The sequence below is a fragment of the Pseudomonas baetica genome (genome assembly GCF_019733355.1).
GTDB classification, from domain to species: domain Bacteria; phylum Pseudomonadota; class Gammaproteobacteria; order Pseudomonadales; family Pseudomonadaceae; genus Aquipseudomonas; species Aquipseudomonas baetica_A.
This window is the reverse complement of the sequence record NZ_JAIHLQ010000009.1, coordinates 166,929-183,269: the sequence shown is the minus strand read 5'-3', so window position 1 is coordinate 183,269 and position 16,341 is coordinate 166,929. Positions and strand designations below refer to the sequence as shown.

At 54.1% G+C, this 16,341-nt stretch carries 14 protein-coding genes; 8 read left to right on the top strand and 6 right to left on the bottom strand.

Going from position 1 to position 16,341, the window contains the following annotated elements:
- Positions 1 to 211: 211 nt before the first annotated feature.
- Positions 212 to 2,167, bottom strand: a complete 1,956-nt coding sequence (gene acs, locus K5E40_RS11195; RefSeq protein ID WP_221730775.1) for an acetate--CoA ligase — start codon at positions 2,165 to 2,167, stop codon at positions 212 to 214.
- A 462-nt stretch (positions 2,168 to 2,629) separates the two neighbouring features.
- Here acs and K5E40_RS11190 point away from each other — a divergent pair, with 462 nt between their 5' ends.
- From K5E40_RS11190 to K5E40_RS11170, 5 genes are all read left to right on the top strand, one after another.
- The gene (locus K5E40_RS11190; RefSeq protein ID WP_221730774.1) at positions 2,630 to 2,893 is read left to right on the top strand and encodes a DUF2790 domain-containing protein; all 264 of its coding nucleotides are present in this window, start codon (positions 2,630 to 2,632) and stop codon (positions 2,891 to 2,893) included.
- Positions 2,894 to 3,442: 549 nt separating this feature from the next.
- A complete protein-coding gene (locus K5E40_RS11185) occupies positions 3,443 to 4,693 on the top strand; it encodes a ribonucleotide-diphosphate reductase subunit beta (protein WP_095191667.1) in 1,251 nt (416 codons plus the stop codon).
- Positions 4,694 to 5,045: 352 nt separating this feature from the next.
- Complete coding sequence (locus K5E40_RS11180; protein WP_221730773.1) at positions 5,046 to 5,579, top strand: Bro-N domain-containing protein; 534 nt, start codon at positions 5,046 to 5,048, stop codon at positions 5,577 to 5,579.
- Between the two features lie 113 nt (positions 5,580 to 5,692).
- Positions 5,693 to 8,770 (top strand): P-loop NTPase fold protein, encoded by a 3,078-nt coding sequence (locus K5E40_RS11175; protein WP_221730772.1) that lies wholly within the window; start codon positions 5,693 to 5,695, stop codon positions 8,768 to 8,770.
- A 69-nt stretch (positions 8,771 to 8,839) separates the two neighbouring features.
- Complete coding sequence (locus tag K5E40_RS11170; protein ID WP_221730771.1) at positions 8,840 to 9,826, top strand: hypothetical protein; 987 nt, start codon at positions 8,840 to 8,842, stop codon at positions 9,824 to 9,826.
- Between the two features lie 3 nt (positions 9,827 to 9,829).
- Here the strand turns inward: K5E40_RS11170 and K5E40_RS11165 are convergent, their stop codons facing one another.
- The 4 genes from K5E40_RS11165 to K5E40_RS11150 all read right to left on the bottom strand — a co-directional run bounded on the left by K5E40_RS11165 (position 9,830) and on the right by K5E40_RS11150 (position 12,800).
- The gene (locus tag K5E40_RS11165) at positions 9,830 to 11,026 is read right to left on the bottom strand and encodes a hypothetical protein (RefSeq protein ID WP_221730770.1); all 1,197 of its coding nucleotides are present in this window, start codon (positions 11,024 to 11,026) and stop codon (positions 9,830 to 9,832) included.
- Positions 11,027 to 11,112: 86 nt separating this feature from the next.
- Positions 11,113 to 11,832 (bottom strand): DUF6933 domain-containing protein, encoded by a 720-nt coding sequence (locus tag K5E40_RS11160; protein ID WP_221730769.1) that lies wholly within the window; start codon positions 11,830 to 11,832, stop codon positions 11,113 to 11,115.
- Entirely contained in the window at positions 11,747 to 11,971 is a 225-nt protein-coding gene (locus K5E40_RS11155; protein ID WP_221730779.1) for a hypothetical protein, read from the bottom strand. Before K5E40_RS11155 ends, K5E40_RS11160 begins: the two co-directional genes overlap by 86 nt.
- 13 nt (positions 11,972 to 11,984) lie before the next feature.
- Complete coding sequence (locus tag K5E40_RS11150) at positions 11,985 to 12,800, bottom strand: sulfite exporter TauE/SafE family protein (protein ID WP_221730768.1); 816 nt, start codon at positions 12,798 to 12,800, stop codon at positions 11,985 to 11,987.
- Between the two features lie 112 nt (positions 12,801 to 12,912).
- On the opposite strand from K5E40_RS11150, the gene K5E40_RS11145 reads away from it, so the two are divergent.
- Positions 12,913 to 13,680, top strand: a complete 768-nt coding sequence (locus K5E40_RS11145) for a helix-turn-helix domain-containing protein (RefSeq protein ID WP_221730767.1) — start codon at positions 12,913 to 12,915, stop codon at positions 13,678 to 13,680.
- A gap of 93 nt (positions 13,681 to 13,773) precedes the next feature.
- Positions 13,774 to 14,091 (top strand): XRE family transcriptional regulator, encoded by a 318-nt coding sequence (locus K5E40_RS11140; RefSeq protein WP_221730766.1) that lies wholly within the window; start codon positions 13,774 to 13,776, stop codon positions 14,089 to 14,091.
- Between the two features lie 63 nt (positions 14,092 to 14,154).
- On the opposite strand, the gene K5E40_RS11135 is transcribed toward K5E40_RS11140, so the two are convergent.
- Positions 14,155 to 15,210: an MBL fold metallo-hydrolase gene (locus tag K5E40_RS11135; protein ID WP_221730765.1), complete on the bottom strand. Its 1,056-nt coding sequence runs from the start codon at positions 15,208 to 15,210 to the stop codon at positions 14,155 to 14,157.
- A gap of 212 nt (positions 15,211 to 15,422) precedes the next feature.
- On the opposite strand from K5E40_RS11135, the gene K5E40_RS11130 reads away from it, so the two are divergent.
- Entirely contained in the window at positions 15,423 to 16,031 is a 609-nt protein-coding gene (locus K5E40_RS11130) for a TetR/AcrR family transcriptional regulator (protein WP_221730764.1), read from the top strand.
- Positions 16,032 to 16,341 lie beyond the last annotated feature (310 nt).

Sequence of the window (16,341 nt, the reverse complement as noted above, 5' to 3'; positions counted from 1 at the left end):
GCGGGCTTGCTCGCGAAGGGGCCAAACCAGCCACCACATAAACCGAACCAATACTCACAGACGCCCCGGCCCCAACGGCTGGAACTCATTCCAACTGTGGGAGCGGGCTTGCTCGCGAAGGGGCCAAACCAGCCAGCACATAAACAACAGACACAAAAAAGCCCCATCCGGCCTACACCGAACAGGGCTTTCCAACACATCAACCCGCTACTTAAGCAACATTCATGGTCTTGTGCGTATCAATCAAATGCTGCACCACCCCCGGGTCCGCCAGCGTCGAGATATCCCCCAACCCGTCGTACTCAGCCGTGGCAATCTTGCGCAGAATCCGGCGCATGATCTTGCCCGAACGAGTCTTCGGCAGCCCAGGCGCCCACTGGATCACGTCCGGCGAAGCAATCGGCCCGATCTCTTTACGCACCCAGTTCTTCAACTCCAGACGCAATTGCTCGGTCGGCTCCTCGCCATTCTTCAGGGTGACGTAGACATAAATGCCCTGCCCTTTGATGTCGTGCGGCACACCAACCACCGCCGCTTCAGCGACTTTCGGGTGGGCAACCATCGCACTCTCGATCTCGGCCGTGCCCATACGGTGGCCGGAGACGTTGAGCACGTCATCCACCCGCCCGGTGATCCAGTAGTAACCATCGGCATCACGACGCGCACCGTCACCGGTGAAGTACATGCCACGGAACGTCTTGAAGTAGGTGTCGACGAAGCGGTCATGGTCGCCATACAGCGTGCGCGCCTGACCTGGCCACGAATCGAGAATCACCAGATTGCCTTCAGCCTCGCCCTCGATAATGTTACCGAGGTTGTCGACCAGCGCCGGCACCACACCGAAGAACGGCCGCGCCGCCGAACCCGGCTTCAGCGCATGGGCGCCCGGCAACGGGCTCATCATGTTGCCGCCCGTCTCGGTCTGCCACCAGGTATCAACGATCGGGCAACGCGACTTACCCACATTCTTGTAGTACCAGTCCCAGGCTTCCGGGTTGATCGGCTCACCCACCGAACCGAGCAAGCGAAGGCTGCTGCCATCAGCGCCTTCAACAGCGGCCTGACCCGAAGCCATCATTGCGCGGATCGCGGTCGGTGCGGTGTAGAGGATGTTGACCTTGTGCTTATCGACAATCTTCGCCACCCGAGTGATGTCCGGGTAGTTCGGCACGCCTTCGAACAGCAACGTGGTCGCGCCGTTGGCCAGTGGGCCGTAGACGATATAACTGTGGCCCGTGACCCAGCCAACGTCGGCCGTGCACCAATAAACTTCGCCCGGGCGGTAGTCGAACACACGCTCGTGGGTCATCGCCGCATACAGCAGATAACCGCCCGTGGTGTGCTGCACGCCCTTCGGTTTGCCGGTGGAGCCTGAGGTGTAAAGGATGAACAGCGCTTCCTCAGCGCCCATCTCTTTGGGCGCGCACACGCTGCCCGCCACTTTCATCAGGTCTTCGTACCAGATGTCGCGATGCTGGTTCCACTTGATGTCGCCCCCGGTGCGCTTGCACACGATGACTTTCTGGATGCTGCTGGTTTCCGGGTTGGTCAGCGCGTCGTCGACGTTGGACTTGAGCGGGATCTTCTTGCCGGCACGAATGCCTTCGTCAGCGGTGATCACCACTTTGGATTTGCAGTAGATGATGCGACCGGCCAGGGCTTCCGGCGAGAAACCACCGAACACCACCGAGTGAATCGCGCCGATCCGGGTGCAGGCCAGCATGGCGACCACGGCTTCGGGAATCATCGGCATATAGATAGTCACCACGTCGCCGCGGTGCACGTCCTGACCACGCAGGGCGTTGGCGAGTTTGCACACTTGTTCGTGCAGTTCGCGGTAAGTGATGTTGCGGCTTTCGGAAGGATCGTCGCCCTCCCAGATGATCGCCACTTGATCGCCGCGCTCGGCCAGATGACGGTCGAGGCAGTTATAGGAAACGTTCAGGGTGCCATCGGCGAACCACTTGATGTCGACATGGTGATCGTCGAACGAAGTCTGTTTCACCGTGGTGAAAGGCTTGATCCAGTCAAGACGCTGGGCTTGCTCGCGCCAGAAGCCGTCAGGGTTGACGACCGACTGCTGGTACATGGCTTTGTAGGTCGCCTCGTCAGTCAGCGTGTTAGCCAGAACCTCGGGACGAACGGGATACAGAGAAGCCGCACTCATCTTTCCTACCTCGGTGTAATAGTTGTTTTTGTATGACCCAGTTGTATCCGGGCCGGGCCCATAGAACCATTCGACGATGGTAGTAACAAGCCCCTACAAAACATCCAGACTTCCCCAATCCGCCTGCCAAATGCCTCTTCCGAATACCGCGCAACCCCTGTGGGAGCTGGCTTGCCAGCGATTCAGACAACTCGGTCTATCAGACACACCGCCTCCCCGCAGACACCACATCCAGCGATTGTTACCAAATCTGCCAAAGGTGTTTATCAAAACCCGCTCTGTTTACCCCCACCTCACCTCCCTAGAATTCACCTCGCCGACAAGGCAAAGCGATTAACAACGATACAGCCCCCACGAAGGCCGTTAATCCAGCTCTCAAGTAATAACTGCAAACGATGAAGCTACACACGCAACCCCATAAAGGTTGCGTGACCCCACTCGACCTCAAAAAGGTAAATCCGAATGAAAGCTTTATGGGTTCTGGCCCTCAGCAGTCTGTGCGCAACCGCCATGGCAGACGAGGCCCCGACTGACGTCGCCCAGCAACAACCGGCCATCGAGGAATACACCTACTCGACTCACCTGGACATCGCCAAAGTTGTCTCCATGAGCGAAGTACCCAACGTCTGTGAAGTTGTCCCCGTGAAAATGGAATACGACGACTCCCAAGGCCAGCGTCACATCCTGCGTTACAGCATCATGGGCAACGGCTGCTCCAATGGCTGATCAAGACTGCACCGAATTGGACCTCTCAGCGCCACATTGAGGGTCGATTCCAGCCCGACTTCGGTCGGGCTCAGTTGTGTCTAGAGTCGTCAAAAATGCTTGCAAAACACTAGATGTAGTAAAAAACGCGTTTTTTTGTTCGTTTTTTGAGCAAATCCACAAAAGCGAAATGTCTGCGAAAAAAAATCTATCCCCGGCAAAGCCCTGTAAACCCACGCTCTCATCGAAAAACCACCCGCCTCGACCGCTCCATGCGCGGATTCGCCTCAGCACAGCCCGTTTTTTTTCCCTATAATGCCGCCCTAATCGGGACAGCAATATTCCCTTACAGGGATGAACAGCCAATCTGAAGCCCCGCAGCAGCGTTCAACGCGAGCTGCGCCCGTCAGAGGCTCTCGGAACCCCGAACAAAATTCTGTTTTATTGCCTGCCTTAGCTGCTGCAAAAAACGATTCCTTAAGATCCAACGCGGTCTGTACGACCGTGTGAAAAACCAACCAATCAGGTTTCACACGGGGCGACAGGCCCTCAAGCAGGAGACGACACGTCATGCTGAGCTGGGACGAATTCGACAAAGAAGACAGTGAAGTAGCAGCAGTGAAAGGCGCCAACGCCGGCCACGCTACTGAAGCCAACATGGACCGCCTCGACAACGCCGGCGGCGCCGCCGCGCTCGAAGCCCGCGCCGTCACCGCCGACGACTCGGCCGCCGTGGCCCGCGCCAAGGCTGCACTGAACTCCCTCGACGTCGCCGAAGGCCTCGCCGAACTCGAAGGCGCCTCCGCCCGTGTCGCCGTTGACGAAAAGCGCATGATCAACTGCCGCGCCGACCTCAACCAACTCGTACCCTTCAAGTACGACTGGGCCTGGCAGAAGTACCTGGACGGTTGCGCAAACCACTGGATGCCGCAAGAAGTCAACATGACCGCCGACATCGCCCTCTGGAAAAACCCGGAAGGCCTGACCGACGACGAGCGCCGCATCGTGATGCGCAACCTCGGCTTCTTCTCCACCGCCGACTCCCTGGTTGCCAACAACCTCGTCCTGGCCGTGTACCGCCTGATCACCAACCCGGAATGCCGCCAGTACATCCTGCGCCAGGCCTTCGAAGAAGCGATCCACACCCACGCCTACCAGTACTGCATCGAATCGCTGGCCATGGATGAAGGCGAGATCTTCAACATGTACCACGAGATCCCATCGGTCGCGAAAAAAGCCACCTGGGGCCTGAAATACACCCGTTCGATCTCCGATCCGAAGTTCGAAACCGGCACCGTCGAAACCGACAAAGAGTTGCTGCGCAACCTGATCGCCTACTACTGCGTTCTGGAAGGCATCTTCTTCTACTGCGGCTTCACCCAGATCCTCTCCATGGGCCGCCGCAACAAAATGACCGGCGTCGCCGAGCAGTTCCAATACATCCTGCGCGACGAATCCATGCACCTGAACTTCGGCATCGACGTGATCAACCAGATCAAAATCGAAAACCCACACCTGTGGGATGCCGAAATGAAGGAAGAAGCGACCCAGATGATCCTGCAGGGTACGCAACTGGAGATCGAATACGCCCGCGACACCATGCCTCGCGGCGTACTGGGCATGAACGCGGCGATGATGGAGGACTACCTGAAGTTCATCGCTAACCGTCGCTTGTCGCAGATCGGCCTTAAAGAGGAATATCCAGGGACGACTAACCCGTTCCCTTGGATGAGCGAGATTATGGACTTGAAGAAAGAGAAGAATTTCTTTGAGACGCGGGTTATTGAGTACCAAACTGGTGGTGCTCTGAGCTGGGACTAACTTATAGTCTCGCTTGGCGCGATTTGACGATTGCGGTCTGAGTCGTCAAGTCGAAAAAGCAAAAAGCCCCGATCTGATCGGGGCTTTTTTATGGGCGATTGGTAATTCTTTTTAAGCCTACGTCACAGCGTTCAATCTCCTACAGCACTTACAGTCGCTTCCCATTGAAGCCTGCTACGAGCACTACTAAGCTCTATCGCAGGTGCCTAAGAAACGCCCAACGTAGAAAGCTCGGTCAGTGACACAGACGTGTAATTCGTCGGTGACAACTGCTCTGCTCGTTGGGATTTCTTAAGTCCGCTCTACGTTGGGGTCAGGCCCTCCCAAAATCCAAAACGTAGAGGCCATAGATATGTCTGATCCATGCTCGGTAACCGTCTTCTCTCGCCACAACCTTTCTCTGCATGCCCTTCTACTGGAAAACCAGCCATGGTTCTCCGCCCGGGATGTTGGCCGTTTGATGGGCTTCCACCTGAATGATCGGGTGGTCAACAAGCTAGATAACGATCAACGCCGCGTCATGCGGATCGAGTACTTTCGAGAACCAGAACAGCATCTGATGCTCAGTGAATCTGGGGTGTATGCGCTCTTGGTCTATCACTACGTTCCGGGGAACCGGTTGTTGCGTGAGTGGCTGACCAACGAGGTAGTACCAACCTTGCGCGACGCTGCGGATTCAGGAGATTCGAATCGGCCAATGTTGAGTTTGTTGGATTGGCCGGAGATGTCGTTGAGTTTGCTGCATTGGCAAGATGAGGGCTGGATTCGGCTTCGGGATATGCCTTACCTGTTGAAAGATCAGACTCAACGCAGGACTGCGGTTGTGAAGCCTTGGAGGCGGAGGTTTATGCAAGTGTTTCAGTCTTTGAGGCACTCGATGGGTTAGAGATGAGCTTGTAGGATTACGCGAGATCATTCGCTATTTTGAGTAGGAATTTTCGTAGACAACTGTCATGGCCACTCAGTATCGTCCTAGGGTACTCAACCCTCGGCGATTGTATGGAAACGGAAAAAAGCAACAGCGATTGGAGTGATTTGGAAATCGAGGCAGCAGTTGATGCCTATCTCAGTATGTTGTCGCGCGAACAGAGTGGCCAAAAAGTCATTAAAACTGAAGAGAACCGTATCCTCCGCGATGGCGCGCTTGCCGAACGCACCAAAGGATCAGTTGAATTCCGAATGCAGAACATCTCTACAGTTCTTGATGAGATGGGTCTACCACGAATCGATGGCTATAAACCAGCTAAGAACGTTGGTACGAATGTTAAGAATAAGATTAGAGCGATACTGGATAAAAAAAACCTAGTTAATCTGAACACTTTTACCCAACACAAAGATGGTAAATGCGCCTGGGTATTTCAATATACTCCAGGCAGCTCATTTGAGCGGAGGTGGCTTTCCTCACCAGAACGCAATCAAACGATCCCTTGGGAAGTTTCACGCTTTCAAGATTTAGTGCGAGAGGGCGACCTCGTATTTTTTTGGCAAGCAGATAAAAACGGTGGACTCCGTGGCTGGGGAGAAATCGAAAGTGGTGAAGTGTTTGCAGTCGGAGACCGTAATAATGTTAAAAACTATCGAATCGGAGTACGAGAGAGCTGCTGGCTAGACCCACTGATCCCGAGAAATTCAATTTTTTCCTCTGGGATAATAAACAGAAGAGGCGACATACTTAACGGAGACCCAACGTCTCCGCTATCTCCTGATGAAGCATTAGAATTTTCAAATTTTTTCCCGGCATCCGAAAGACCTAACACCAAAAAATTAATAACGCACACCCAACGGTCAAAAAACCTAAAATACGCACCTACAACAACCGACTTCACCACAAACAACTACAAAGTAAAGCAAGTTCAAAATGAAGAAGCCCTTGAAGTTCTATTTCATAGTGATGATCCGTGGGCAATAGGATTAGAAGACAAAATCGGTGTGTTAGACGAAGCCAAAGCAATGGCAGCACTTGCTATTCGTTCAGAAGAACCCCCATTAGCAATAGGCATCTTAGGAAATTGGGGCACAGGCAAGTCTTTTTTTATGCGTTTAATTTACCAACAAATTAAAAAGCAATCTGCTGATACCGTGCTTATACGCTTCAACGCTTGGCACTTTGTCGATAACAATCTCTGGGCAAGCCTTGTCGACCACATATTCACTGAACTGGATCAGTGGGTCCGCAAAAAAGAAACAGCAGAAAAACGAAAACACTCATCAGAACAACTATTTGAGAACCTCTCAACAGCTCAAGAATTGGCGCTGGAAGCGGCCGAAGAACTGGTCAACTGCCGCAAAGCACAAGCCGTCGCCACTGAACGTTTGGCGAAGGCAGAACAAAACACTAAATTATTTTGGCATGCTGTAGTTCAAACACTAAAAAGCAACGTGACCTGGAAAAAGATTCAGACGGCCGCTGACTCCTTAGGCCTAGGGGAGCTTTTTAATAATACGCAAAAATTAAAAGAAACAATTGACGACCTGAACACTCAAATAACCCGAACTAAAGCAATTAAAGAAGGCTTGCTCCAGCGCCTTGGCAGTCTGCCTGTTATTATATGTGGCGTGGCCATAATTTTGATTGCGCCTCCGGCAATCTCAAAAATTTACACAATAATCAGCAATATTTTTCAAACCGAAGTACAGTCTTTCACCAAAGAGCTACTAACACTTAGCGCACCAATTCTCGGCATCACATCGGGAATTGCATGGCTAACTAACCGTGTCCGGAGAGCTGTTAATGAGATAGCAAATTTCCGTACAACTTTGGAAGACGCCATCAGCCATCAAACCACCTTGCGTTCAGAATCACTTTCCAAGTTATCCGCTGATATGGAGACAGCTCGAGATTTGCTGACAACTACAACAGAAAAATTAGTAGAAGCCACGCGCGAGTTTGATGCTGGGACAGGACGTGGTCGGATGTTACGTTTTATCCGCCAGCGAGCGAACGATGGTCATTACGCTAGCCATTTAGGCCTCGTCGCAACTATACGCAAAGACTTCGAAGAGCTTTCTAGAGGCTTGAGAGCTGATCCCGAAGCTACACCAAATCGACATATTGATGAAAGCTTTAGAAAGAGAGTACAAGACCTATTAGACGATCCTAAAAACCATCTGAAAGAGACGGACAAAGAAAAGCTCGAATCAATGTTAAAATCAATCTCAACCATTGAAACCCAATCATTCAAAAGAGTTGTTCTTTTTATTGACGATCTGGATCGTTGCCCACCTGAAAAAGTAGTTGAAGTACTTCAAGCAGTTCACTTATTACTAGGCTTTCCACTATTTATTGTTTTCGTAGCCGCGGATGTACGCTGGGTTAATCGCGCATTGACAAAGCACTACCCCGACTTACTCAACAATCCGCAAAACGAGAATACAAATAATGATAGCGGGGCGACCGCCCATGATTATCTGGAAAAAATATTCCAGATCCCTTACTGGGTCAGACCAATGAGCGATGATGCAAGCTCAGCATTATTGGAGTCGCGAATTCGTAAGATCGGCAAAAGCATAGCGCCTAACCCTTTCTCCGAACCAGAAAAAAACACCCTACTCGAACAACATCAATCCATCGACGATATAAACCCAGCAATCGATGAAATCGACACCGACGCAGTAAACAACGACCTAGAAGACTTCGATTATCGTGCAAGCAGACTCAGTTTTAGTGATGCGGAACGAGATTTCCTCAGCCAACTAGCACCATTTTCCGGAAACTCGCCTCGTAGAGTCCTGCGCTTCATTAACACTTACCGTATTATAAAAATAAGCTTGTCAGATGAAGAAAACGAATCACTAGAACAAAGATACTTTCGAGAACTTCTTTTACAATTGACCATAAATACAGGAGCACCAGAAGTATTTGGCGATTGGTCAAGTTTCTTGCAGCAACATGCCGATGCTCCAGACATGAGCGATCTACTTGAAAAAATGCGAGAGCAGACATGGTACAACAAACCTTCTGTAAACAGAGTATTACAGGGTGCAGTACATGCCTACCTAAATACCAAGACTTCTGGAAATGTACGAGATGCAGTTGAAGCTTCAAAACTCGTGAAACGATACAGTTTTATAGGATAAAACCTCCCCTAACTATTTTTTAATAATCTATCATTATTGATGTTGAATACATTAATGGAAGAAAACTCAATGAAATTCGATCTCGCCTACTGCCTCAGCCTCGACGACAAGTTGTCGATCTATGACGTTCGCGATCTCAATTTCGATGAGACGGTGGCGTTTGACTCTGCGAAGGAACACTTTCAGTGCCCCAACGATGCCTGTCGTTCGGCGTTCGAGGCTTCCAATGAGTTGGGCACGTTCAACGCCAAGAACGTGAATTACGTGCGCACGCCGCACTTCAAGAATCTGCCCACGACGCAGCATGTGGTGGGTTGTCCTTATGTGAGCTTGAAAGCTTCAGCCTCGGGTGTTGAAACGGCGGATGGCGAGGCGGATGACAGTCGTGAGGAACACTTCCCGTCGGAGTTGTTGCTGACGCGGCGTGAGTATGTGCGCAAGCCTGCCGCGCCAGCGGAGGCCGCGGATGTGTTGCGCGATGATCCGGTACGAGTGACGGCGGACAGTGGTAAAGAGTCTGCAAATCGTGAGTCGGCGCCGGACAAGACCAGCGTTTTCGCGCATCCGGTGGAGTGCTTTGTTTCGAACTTCGCGGACAAGGAGTTGCTCAAGCGGATGCCGTTGAAGGTCGGTGAGCATTCGGCGCCGTACAGTTCGTTCTTCAAGAAGGTTGAGTACTTGATGGACAACAAGGGGCTGATTTACTGGGGCCGGATCAAGAAGATCGAGGACTTCCACGGCGCCAGTTTTCGTATCGACTTCGAAGACAGGGTCTGGTGGAAGAAGCCTGAAGACAGCAAAAAGAAGCCTTACACGGTCAGCGTCTATCTGAACAAAAAGTTGATCGACAACTACCGCAAGCGCAAGGCGTTTCTGGAAGAGATCACGCAGGCGGTCGACAGTGATAAGGCGTTGTTCTGTTTCTTCTATGGCGTGACACCGGAGTTGAAGCAGGTGCCGGGCAAGAAGAACCCCGAAAAGCCTTTCGAGGTCTTCAATGCCGATATCGAGAACCTGGATCACTTCATCATTCGTGAAGCGCCGGGTTTGGCGTGACGGTTAGCCCTGGGGCAGTTGCAGTTTGACGGCGCCAGGGTGTTGTTTGATCAGTGAGTACGGCAGCACTGGCCACTCGGGCGCATCACAGGCGCGTGCGACGCGCGCAAAGTAGGCGCCCAGGTACAAGCCTTTGGCGGTGAAGTGCCAGGATGGATACCCCCAGATACTTTCGTCCGTATAGTCGCAGCTGTTTTCATCCTCCTCTGCCGGCTTCTTCATTTCATCGGGATACAGCGCGGTGAGTTGTTTGACCAGCCACGGCGCGAGCACTTCACGTTGATAGGTTGAGTGCGCACTGCTTTGCGCGGAGCTCAATGGCTGATCGCCCAAGCTGTCGCGATCGGCGTGCAGCAATGGCTTGCCCTCGCCCACCCACAACACATCTTCCAGCGACAGCGAATGCCCGCTGCTCACATCAATATTGAGCGGCGAATCACCGAAGTCAGGATGCGCGCCCCCGCAGTAGTAGCTGGTTGAAATATTCAGGCTGACGAGCGCGGGTGAAATCAGCTTCGGTTCGGCCTGCTGCACGAATTCGACGTTGTCCCCACCCTGTAACTGGCAGTAGTGGTAACTGATGACTTCACTCCAGAGGCGCCCGAGCAACTGCTGATTGACCCGTTGCAGGTCATCTTTGGGCAGGCCCGATTCAACACTGAACAGCGAAATCGTCGACTCAGGCTCCGTCCACCATTGCAGGTCATAGCCCATGAAGTTTTCTTTCTTCACGGGTTTGAGCTTAAGGCCCTGTAGGCGCAAATACTCGTAGGGCGAGCTTTTGGGTAGCGAGGCAATGAAGGGCAACGTGGTTGATGTCGGCGCAGGCAGTTTGGCCTCGGCCAGTTTCACCGGCAGTTTTTTGCCTTGCGGACTTTGCCATTCGCCCTGCCAGCCGTTGGCGGTTTCTTCCAGCTTCAAGGTCGGCAGCGGCTTGTCTTCGCCGTAGCGGTTGTCGCCTTCAACGAGGTTCAACGTGCCGTCTTGCAGCCAACCGCTGAGGGCCAGGTCGCGGTGATACTTCTCGTAGAAATAGCGGCCGCTCACTTCGTCCGGCTGTTCCGTGTTCAACTCAACGACGATGGGCGTTTTGCCCAGCGTGCCGGTGAATACATGCAGACCGTCGTCGGCATGGGCGGTGGAAATCAGCGTGAACAGCGCAGCGGCGCAGGTTGCCGGACGCAACAGTCCCTTGAGCATTGATCGATCCTTGAGAGAGGCAGAGGCAGCGCCGGAAGATGAATGCCGGCGCGGGTAAGTTCGGGGCGGATTATGGCGAGTGCACTCTAAGTATTCGAGTGTTGTCGCTCGTATTCTTCCAACCAGGCTTCGCGCTTGATGGCCGCGTTCTCCAGGATTATTTGCTTGCGGCGCGCTTTGGCAGCATGAAGTTGAACATCATCCAGAAAACAATAATGACGCAGCCAATGGAGCGTCATTTCCTCATCCGGGAAGTAATACGTCTTGACGCCCTTGCTGTTTCTGGGCGTGTCATTCATCTGCTCGTCAAACACCCTGGCGGTGTCTTCATCAGGCGGTAAACAACCGGTTTGAGCGGCCTTGTGATGGAAGATCCAGGCGATTTCATCAATGTGCTTTTGCGCACTGCGGTGGCTGCGCCGATAGAACGTTTGCTGCTCACAGGTCTGCGTCATCCGCGCCAATATCAAGTCGGGATCGAGCCACTGTTGGAGATCGTGCTTCAACGCATGCATCAACAACCCGCTGGCCCAACGCTCGACAAATCGCGCCACAAACCCTTCAGCGTCAGCCTTCTTCGCGTCGGCAAAGATCATGCAATAACGGGTTTTAACGTGGATGGCGATCAGCACATGCTTACGTTGCACGGTTATCGCGTGTACCAACCATTGCTCGTCAGAACCGGCCAGTTCATCGTCTTCAATGACGGATGACGGCGGTTTATTGTCCAACGGCGTGATCTTTTTGCCCTTGTGGATACGGCTGAAAAATTTGCTGGCGGCCTCGGTGCAATTGAAAATCAACATCCTGGTTCTCTGCTAAATACGGGAAATGATGCTCTGTCGTCATGTTTGATTTCTTCTGCCCATCCAGTGTTGCAGGGCTGGCGAGCGGTGCCTGAAATGCGCTCTCACCGCTCTGAGCCGAGATCTCACGATTGCTCATCGGTCTGTAAGGCTCACTTTATCGAGATAACCAGCAGCACGACAATCAGCAATCCAATATAGACCCACGCATGCACCCGATCCGGAATCCGTCCGATCCACGGCGTGGCTAAACTAATCCCGATCAACGAGCCAACCGTCAGCACCGCAAACGCCAGCAGGTCTACGTAACCGATAAACCATGGTCCCAGATCCGTCTCGCTGACCCCGGCCAGGGCCATGTAGGTCAGCGTCCCAGCCATTGCCACCGGCACACTCAACGGATTGGCCATGGACGTTGCTTGGGACATGCTCAGTCCGCAACGACGCAAGAGCGGCACGGTCATGACGCTGCCTCCTACACCGAGGAACGTGGCGATAGCGCCGATTCCTACACCGCCGCCGGATACTTCTGTACTGCTGAGTCGGCGGGGGATGACGCCTTCGTTGCGGGTGAGAAAGCCGCGTCTGAGCAAGCAGTCGATGATGGTCACGCCGAGGTAGGCGATGAAGGCATAGCGGATGACTTCGCCACTGGCCCACACCGCCGCGACCGCACCGATAACCGCACCAAGCCCGATAAACCCTCCCAGCGGCCAGAGATAATGACGGATCAGGTTGCCGGCGCGGCGGTGTTTGTCGGTGGCGATCAGGGCGTTGACGATCATCACGCAGGTCGAGGTAGCGACGGCGATGTGCATGGCCGATTGGCCGACGGGGTCAGCGGCGCCGTGGCTGGCGGTGAGCAGACGATAGAGCAGCGGTACGACGACGAAGCCGCCGCCGAAGCCAAAGAGCACGGCGGTGATGCCGGTCAGACAGCCGAATAGGGTCAATAAGAGATAGAGCATGGAGGCGTCGTCCGTTGGTGAGGAGCGGTCGACGATAGAGCGACAGGTATTGGCCTGCTTCAGCAAGTCAGCCAATAATGTTTGCGTTTACGCCAATGGCTGAGAGCCCTCAATGCGCAATGTTTCGATCAATCTGCTGGATGACACGCCGCGCCCGGTGGTGGCGATCGGTACGGATTATTCCCACGGTCATCTGTTGCCGTTTCATACGCATCGGCGCGCGCAACTGTTGTACGGCGCGACCGGGGTGATGCAGGTCAGCACCCATGACGGTAATTGGGTGGTGCCGCCACAGCGCGCGGTGTGGATTGCGCCGGGGGTGGCGCATGAGGTGTTGATGCTCGGCGTGAGCACTCGCAGTTTGTACATCGAACCGGGCGCGCTGGACTTGGGTGGCCGCTGTCAGGTGGTCAGTGTGTCGCCGCTGATGCGGCATTTGCTGATGGAGGCGGTCGACGTGCCGCTGACCTATGACCTGAGCGGCCGCGACGGCGCGTTGATCGATCTGTTGCTGCATGAACTGGCGCGCAGTGCGCCATTGCCCTTACACATTCCCCTGCCGACTGAGGGAAAACTGCTCGCACTGTGTCAGAACTTTCTGCATCAACCGTACGCCCATCAATCACCAAAGGAATGGGCGGACCAGTTACACATAAGCTTGCGTACCTTCAACAGAATGTTTCGGCAACAGACCGGGTTGAGCTTCAGTCAATGGCGACAACAAGCCTGCGTGATACAGGCATTGGCGCGGCTGGCGTCGGGTGAAGCGGTCACGCGGATTGCCCTGGATTTTGGCTACCAGAGCCCGGCAGCGTTCTCGACGATGTTCCGGCGCATTCTCGGTCAGGCACCGTCCGTCTGGTTGGAGGCGGCTAATTAAGGCAAATCAAAAAATGCATTTGATCCCGGCCAAAAACAACTGTACAAAAACACAGTGTATTTTCAATCAGCACTCTTGAGCCCGGAGCACACCATGGCCTCTCTTGCGATGAACCATATCCTCGAACGCATTGCCCTTTTCCAGTTCACCCCGACTCACTGCGTCCAGGCCCGAGCGATGCTGGGCTGGAGCGTGGAGCAGTTGTCGCGGGAAGCTGAAGTTTCGGTAGCCGACATTCAACGGTTCGAGGCGCAGCAAGAGATCGCCGATGCGGCGCGTCTGGCGCTGGCGTATCGGTTTGAGGCGCAGGGGTTGGTGTTCTTCCCCGGGTTTGCGCCGGGGCGTAGTGCGAGTTTGGCGGGGATGGCTGTGGAATCGGCGGCGCGTGGGGGCTATGCGATGGCGGAGTGAGCAGTTGTGGTGAGGGGATTTATCTCCTCACCACAAGACAACGTCAGCATTCACTCATCGGGATCAGGCGTTTTGCACAACCGCCTCACTCTCCCCTTCAACCTCCAACCACCATGCATTCCCACGCTGCGGTTGCGTCAGGTTGAACGCCTCGCCCATTTGCGGGGTGGTGATCGAGATACTGCGTTCCCAGGCCAGTGACAGGATGCGGTCGAACGGTTCATGCCAGGCATGCATCGCCAAATCGAACGTGCCGTTGTGGATGGGAAACAGCCAGCGACCCTTGAGGTCGATGTGCGCTTGCAGGGTTTGTTCCGGTTGCATGTGTACGTGTGGCCATTCGACGTTGTAAGCACCGGTTTCCATCAGGGTCAGGTCGAACGGGCCGTACTGTTCGCCGATGCGCTTGAAGCCGTCGAAGTAACCGCTGTCGCCACTGAAGAAGATTCGCGTGTCGGCGTCGATCATCACCCACGACGCCCACAACGTGCTGTTGCCGTCGAACAGGCCTCGGCCGGAGAAGTGCTGCGACGGCGTGGCGATGAAGCGGATGCCGGCGATTTCGGTGCCTTGCCACCAGTCGAACTGACGAACTTTGTTGGCATCGATGCCCCACTTGATCAGGGTGTCGCCGACGCCCAACGGGGTCAGGAACACGTTGGTTTTGGCGGCCAGCGTGAGTACCGCCTCGTAATCGAGGTGGTCGTAGTGGTTGTGGGACAGGATCACCGCTTCAATCGGCGGTAATTCGCTGATGCTGATCGGTGGCTGGTGAAAACGTTTCGGGCCAGCCCATTGGACCGGCGATGCGCGCTCGGCGAAGACTGGGTCGGTGATCCAGAATTTATCCTGCATCTTGAGCAGCAAGGTCGAGTGGCCGAGGCGATAAATACTCTGGTTTGGCGCGGCCAGCAGGTCTTCACGGGTCAGCGGCTGTACCGGGATGGCGGCGGCAGGCCGGGTGTTGCGCGGTTTGTGGAAGATCATGTTCCACATGATCCGCAGCATTTTACGAAAACCTTCGCGCTGCACCGGCGCATGATTGCGAAACAGCCCCTGATCCTGTCGAGAGGCGTCAGGCGTGGAATTTTTATCCGGGAGCGAATCTGGATTGGCCATGATTGAATGACTCCAGAAAACCGCGTAATTCGCGGTTTCCACGATGGGACGATAAATGGCCAAGCTGCACGCACAGGCCGAACTGTCTGGTTTTTAGGCTGCGTGGATTAACGCAACATTACACTGATCGGTGTAGTTTCTAGGTTGCATGAAAGCGCACGGCAAGTAAACTGCCAAGTGTAATTTCATCCCATCCTTGCCGAAGCGTATCTATGACTGCTCCACAGCGCCTCACCGACCGTAAACGCGAAGCCATCATTCAGGCGGCGATTGCCGAATTCCGCGCCAACGGTTTCGAGATCACCAGCATGGACAAGATCGCGGCCACCGCAGGTGTGTCGAAGCGCACCGTGTACAACCATTTCCCCAGCAAAGAAGCGCTTTTCGCCGAAATTCTCGACCAGTTATGGGCACGGATCAGCGCCGAGCCGTCGGTGATTTATCGCCCCGATCAGCCGTTGAGCGATCAGTTGCGGCAGATATTGCAGGCCAAGGTGCAGATGATGGCGGACGAGAACTTCCTTACATTGGCGCGGGTGGCGATTGCCGCAACCGTTCATTCCCCAGAGCGTGCGCAAAACATGGTCGAGCGCATGGGTGAACACGAGGGAAGTCTGACTGTGTGGATTCGTGCCGCGCAGGCCGATGGCCGACTGAAACCGGTCGACCCGGAGTTCGCCACGCACCAGGTGCAGGGATTGCTCAAAGCCTTTGGCTTCTGGCCACAAATGTCGATGGGCCGCGCTGCTCTCGATGCCGACATGCAGAACACAGTCGCCGAATCGGCACTGGAAATGTTTCTGGCCCGTTATCAACGCTGACTCACCGCTCGCCCCCCATTCTGCGGTGCTCAGTGAGGTTGCGGGCGCTAAGCGTGAGCCTGAGTCACGGTTCGACGCGGCCTAAAAACTTGTACAAGATCGCCCTCCACTGCAAAACGGATCCAAAAAATCGCTGCACACCTTTAAATTAAAGCCTTACAGCGCCATCAGCGTCGCTTGCACCTGCTCGAAAGCTTGCAACAATGCCAATAGAAAACTTATACAAACCTGCAAAAAATTACTTTCTTGTACAAGTTTATGAAGTTTTGTATAAGTAGCGAGCTGTCAGTCATGGAATGCTGGCATTGAG

Excerpts from the sequence above, each read along its gene's own strand:
- acs (WP_221730775.1), bottom strand. The coding sequence starts at position 2,167 with ATGAGTGCGGCTTCTCTGTATCCCGTTCGTCCCGAGGTTCTGGCTAAC.
- K5E40_RS11190 (WP_221730774.1), top strand. The coding sequence starts at position 2,630 with ATGAAAGCTTTATGGGTTCTGGCCCTCAGCAGTCTGTGCGCAACCGCC.
- K5E40_RS11185 (WP_095191667.1), top strand. The coding sequence starts at position 3,443 with ATGCTGAGCTGGGACGAATTCGACAAAGAAGACAGTGAAGTAGCAGCA.
- K5E40_RS11180 (WP_221730773.1), top strand. The coding sequence starts at position 5,046 with ATGTCTGATCCATGCTCGGTAACCGTCTTCTCTCGCCACAACCTTTCT.
- K5E40_RS11175 (WP_221730772.1), top strand. The coding sequence starts at position 5,693 with ATGGAAACGGAAAAAAGCAACAGCGATTGGAGTGATTTGGAAATCGAG.
- K5E40_RS11170 (WP_221730771.1), top strand. The coding sequence starts at position 8,840 with ATGAAATTCGATCTCGCCTACTGCCTCAGCCTCGACGACAAGTTGTCG.
- K5E40_RS11165 (WP_221730770.1), bottom strand. The coding sequence starts at position 11,026 with ATGCTCAAGGGACTGTTGCGTCCGGCAACCTGCGCCGCTGCGCTGTTC.
- K5E40_RS11160 (WP_221730769.1), bottom strand. The coding sequence starts at position 11,832 with ATGTTGATTTTCAATTGCACCGAGGCCGCCAGCAAATTTTTCAGCCGT.
- K5E40_RS11155 (WP_221730779.1), bottom strand. The coding sequence starts at position 11,971 with ATGAGCAATCGTGAGATCTCGGCTCAGAGCGGTGAGAGCGCATTTCAG.
- K5E40_RS11150 (WP_221730768.1), bottom strand. The coding sequence starts at position 12,800 with ATGCTCTATCTCTTATTGACCCTATTCGGCTGTCTGACCGGCATCACC.
- K5E40_RS11145 (WP_221730767.1), top strand. The coding sequence starts at position 12,913 with ATGCGCAATGTTTCGATCAATCTGCTGGATGACACGCCGCGCCCGGTG.
- K5E40_RS11140 (WP_221730766.1), top strand. The coding sequence starts at position 13,774 with ATGGCCTCTCTTGCGATGAACCATATCCTCGAACGCATTGCCCTTTTC.
- K5E40_RS11135 (WP_221730765.1), bottom strand. The coding sequence starts at position 15,210 with ATGGCCAATCCAGATTCGCTCCCGGATAAAAATTCCACGCCTGACGCC.
- K5E40_RS11130 (WP_221730764.1), top strand. The coding sequence starts at position 15,423 with ATGACTGCTCCACAGCGCCTCACCGACCGTAAACGCGAAGCCATCATT.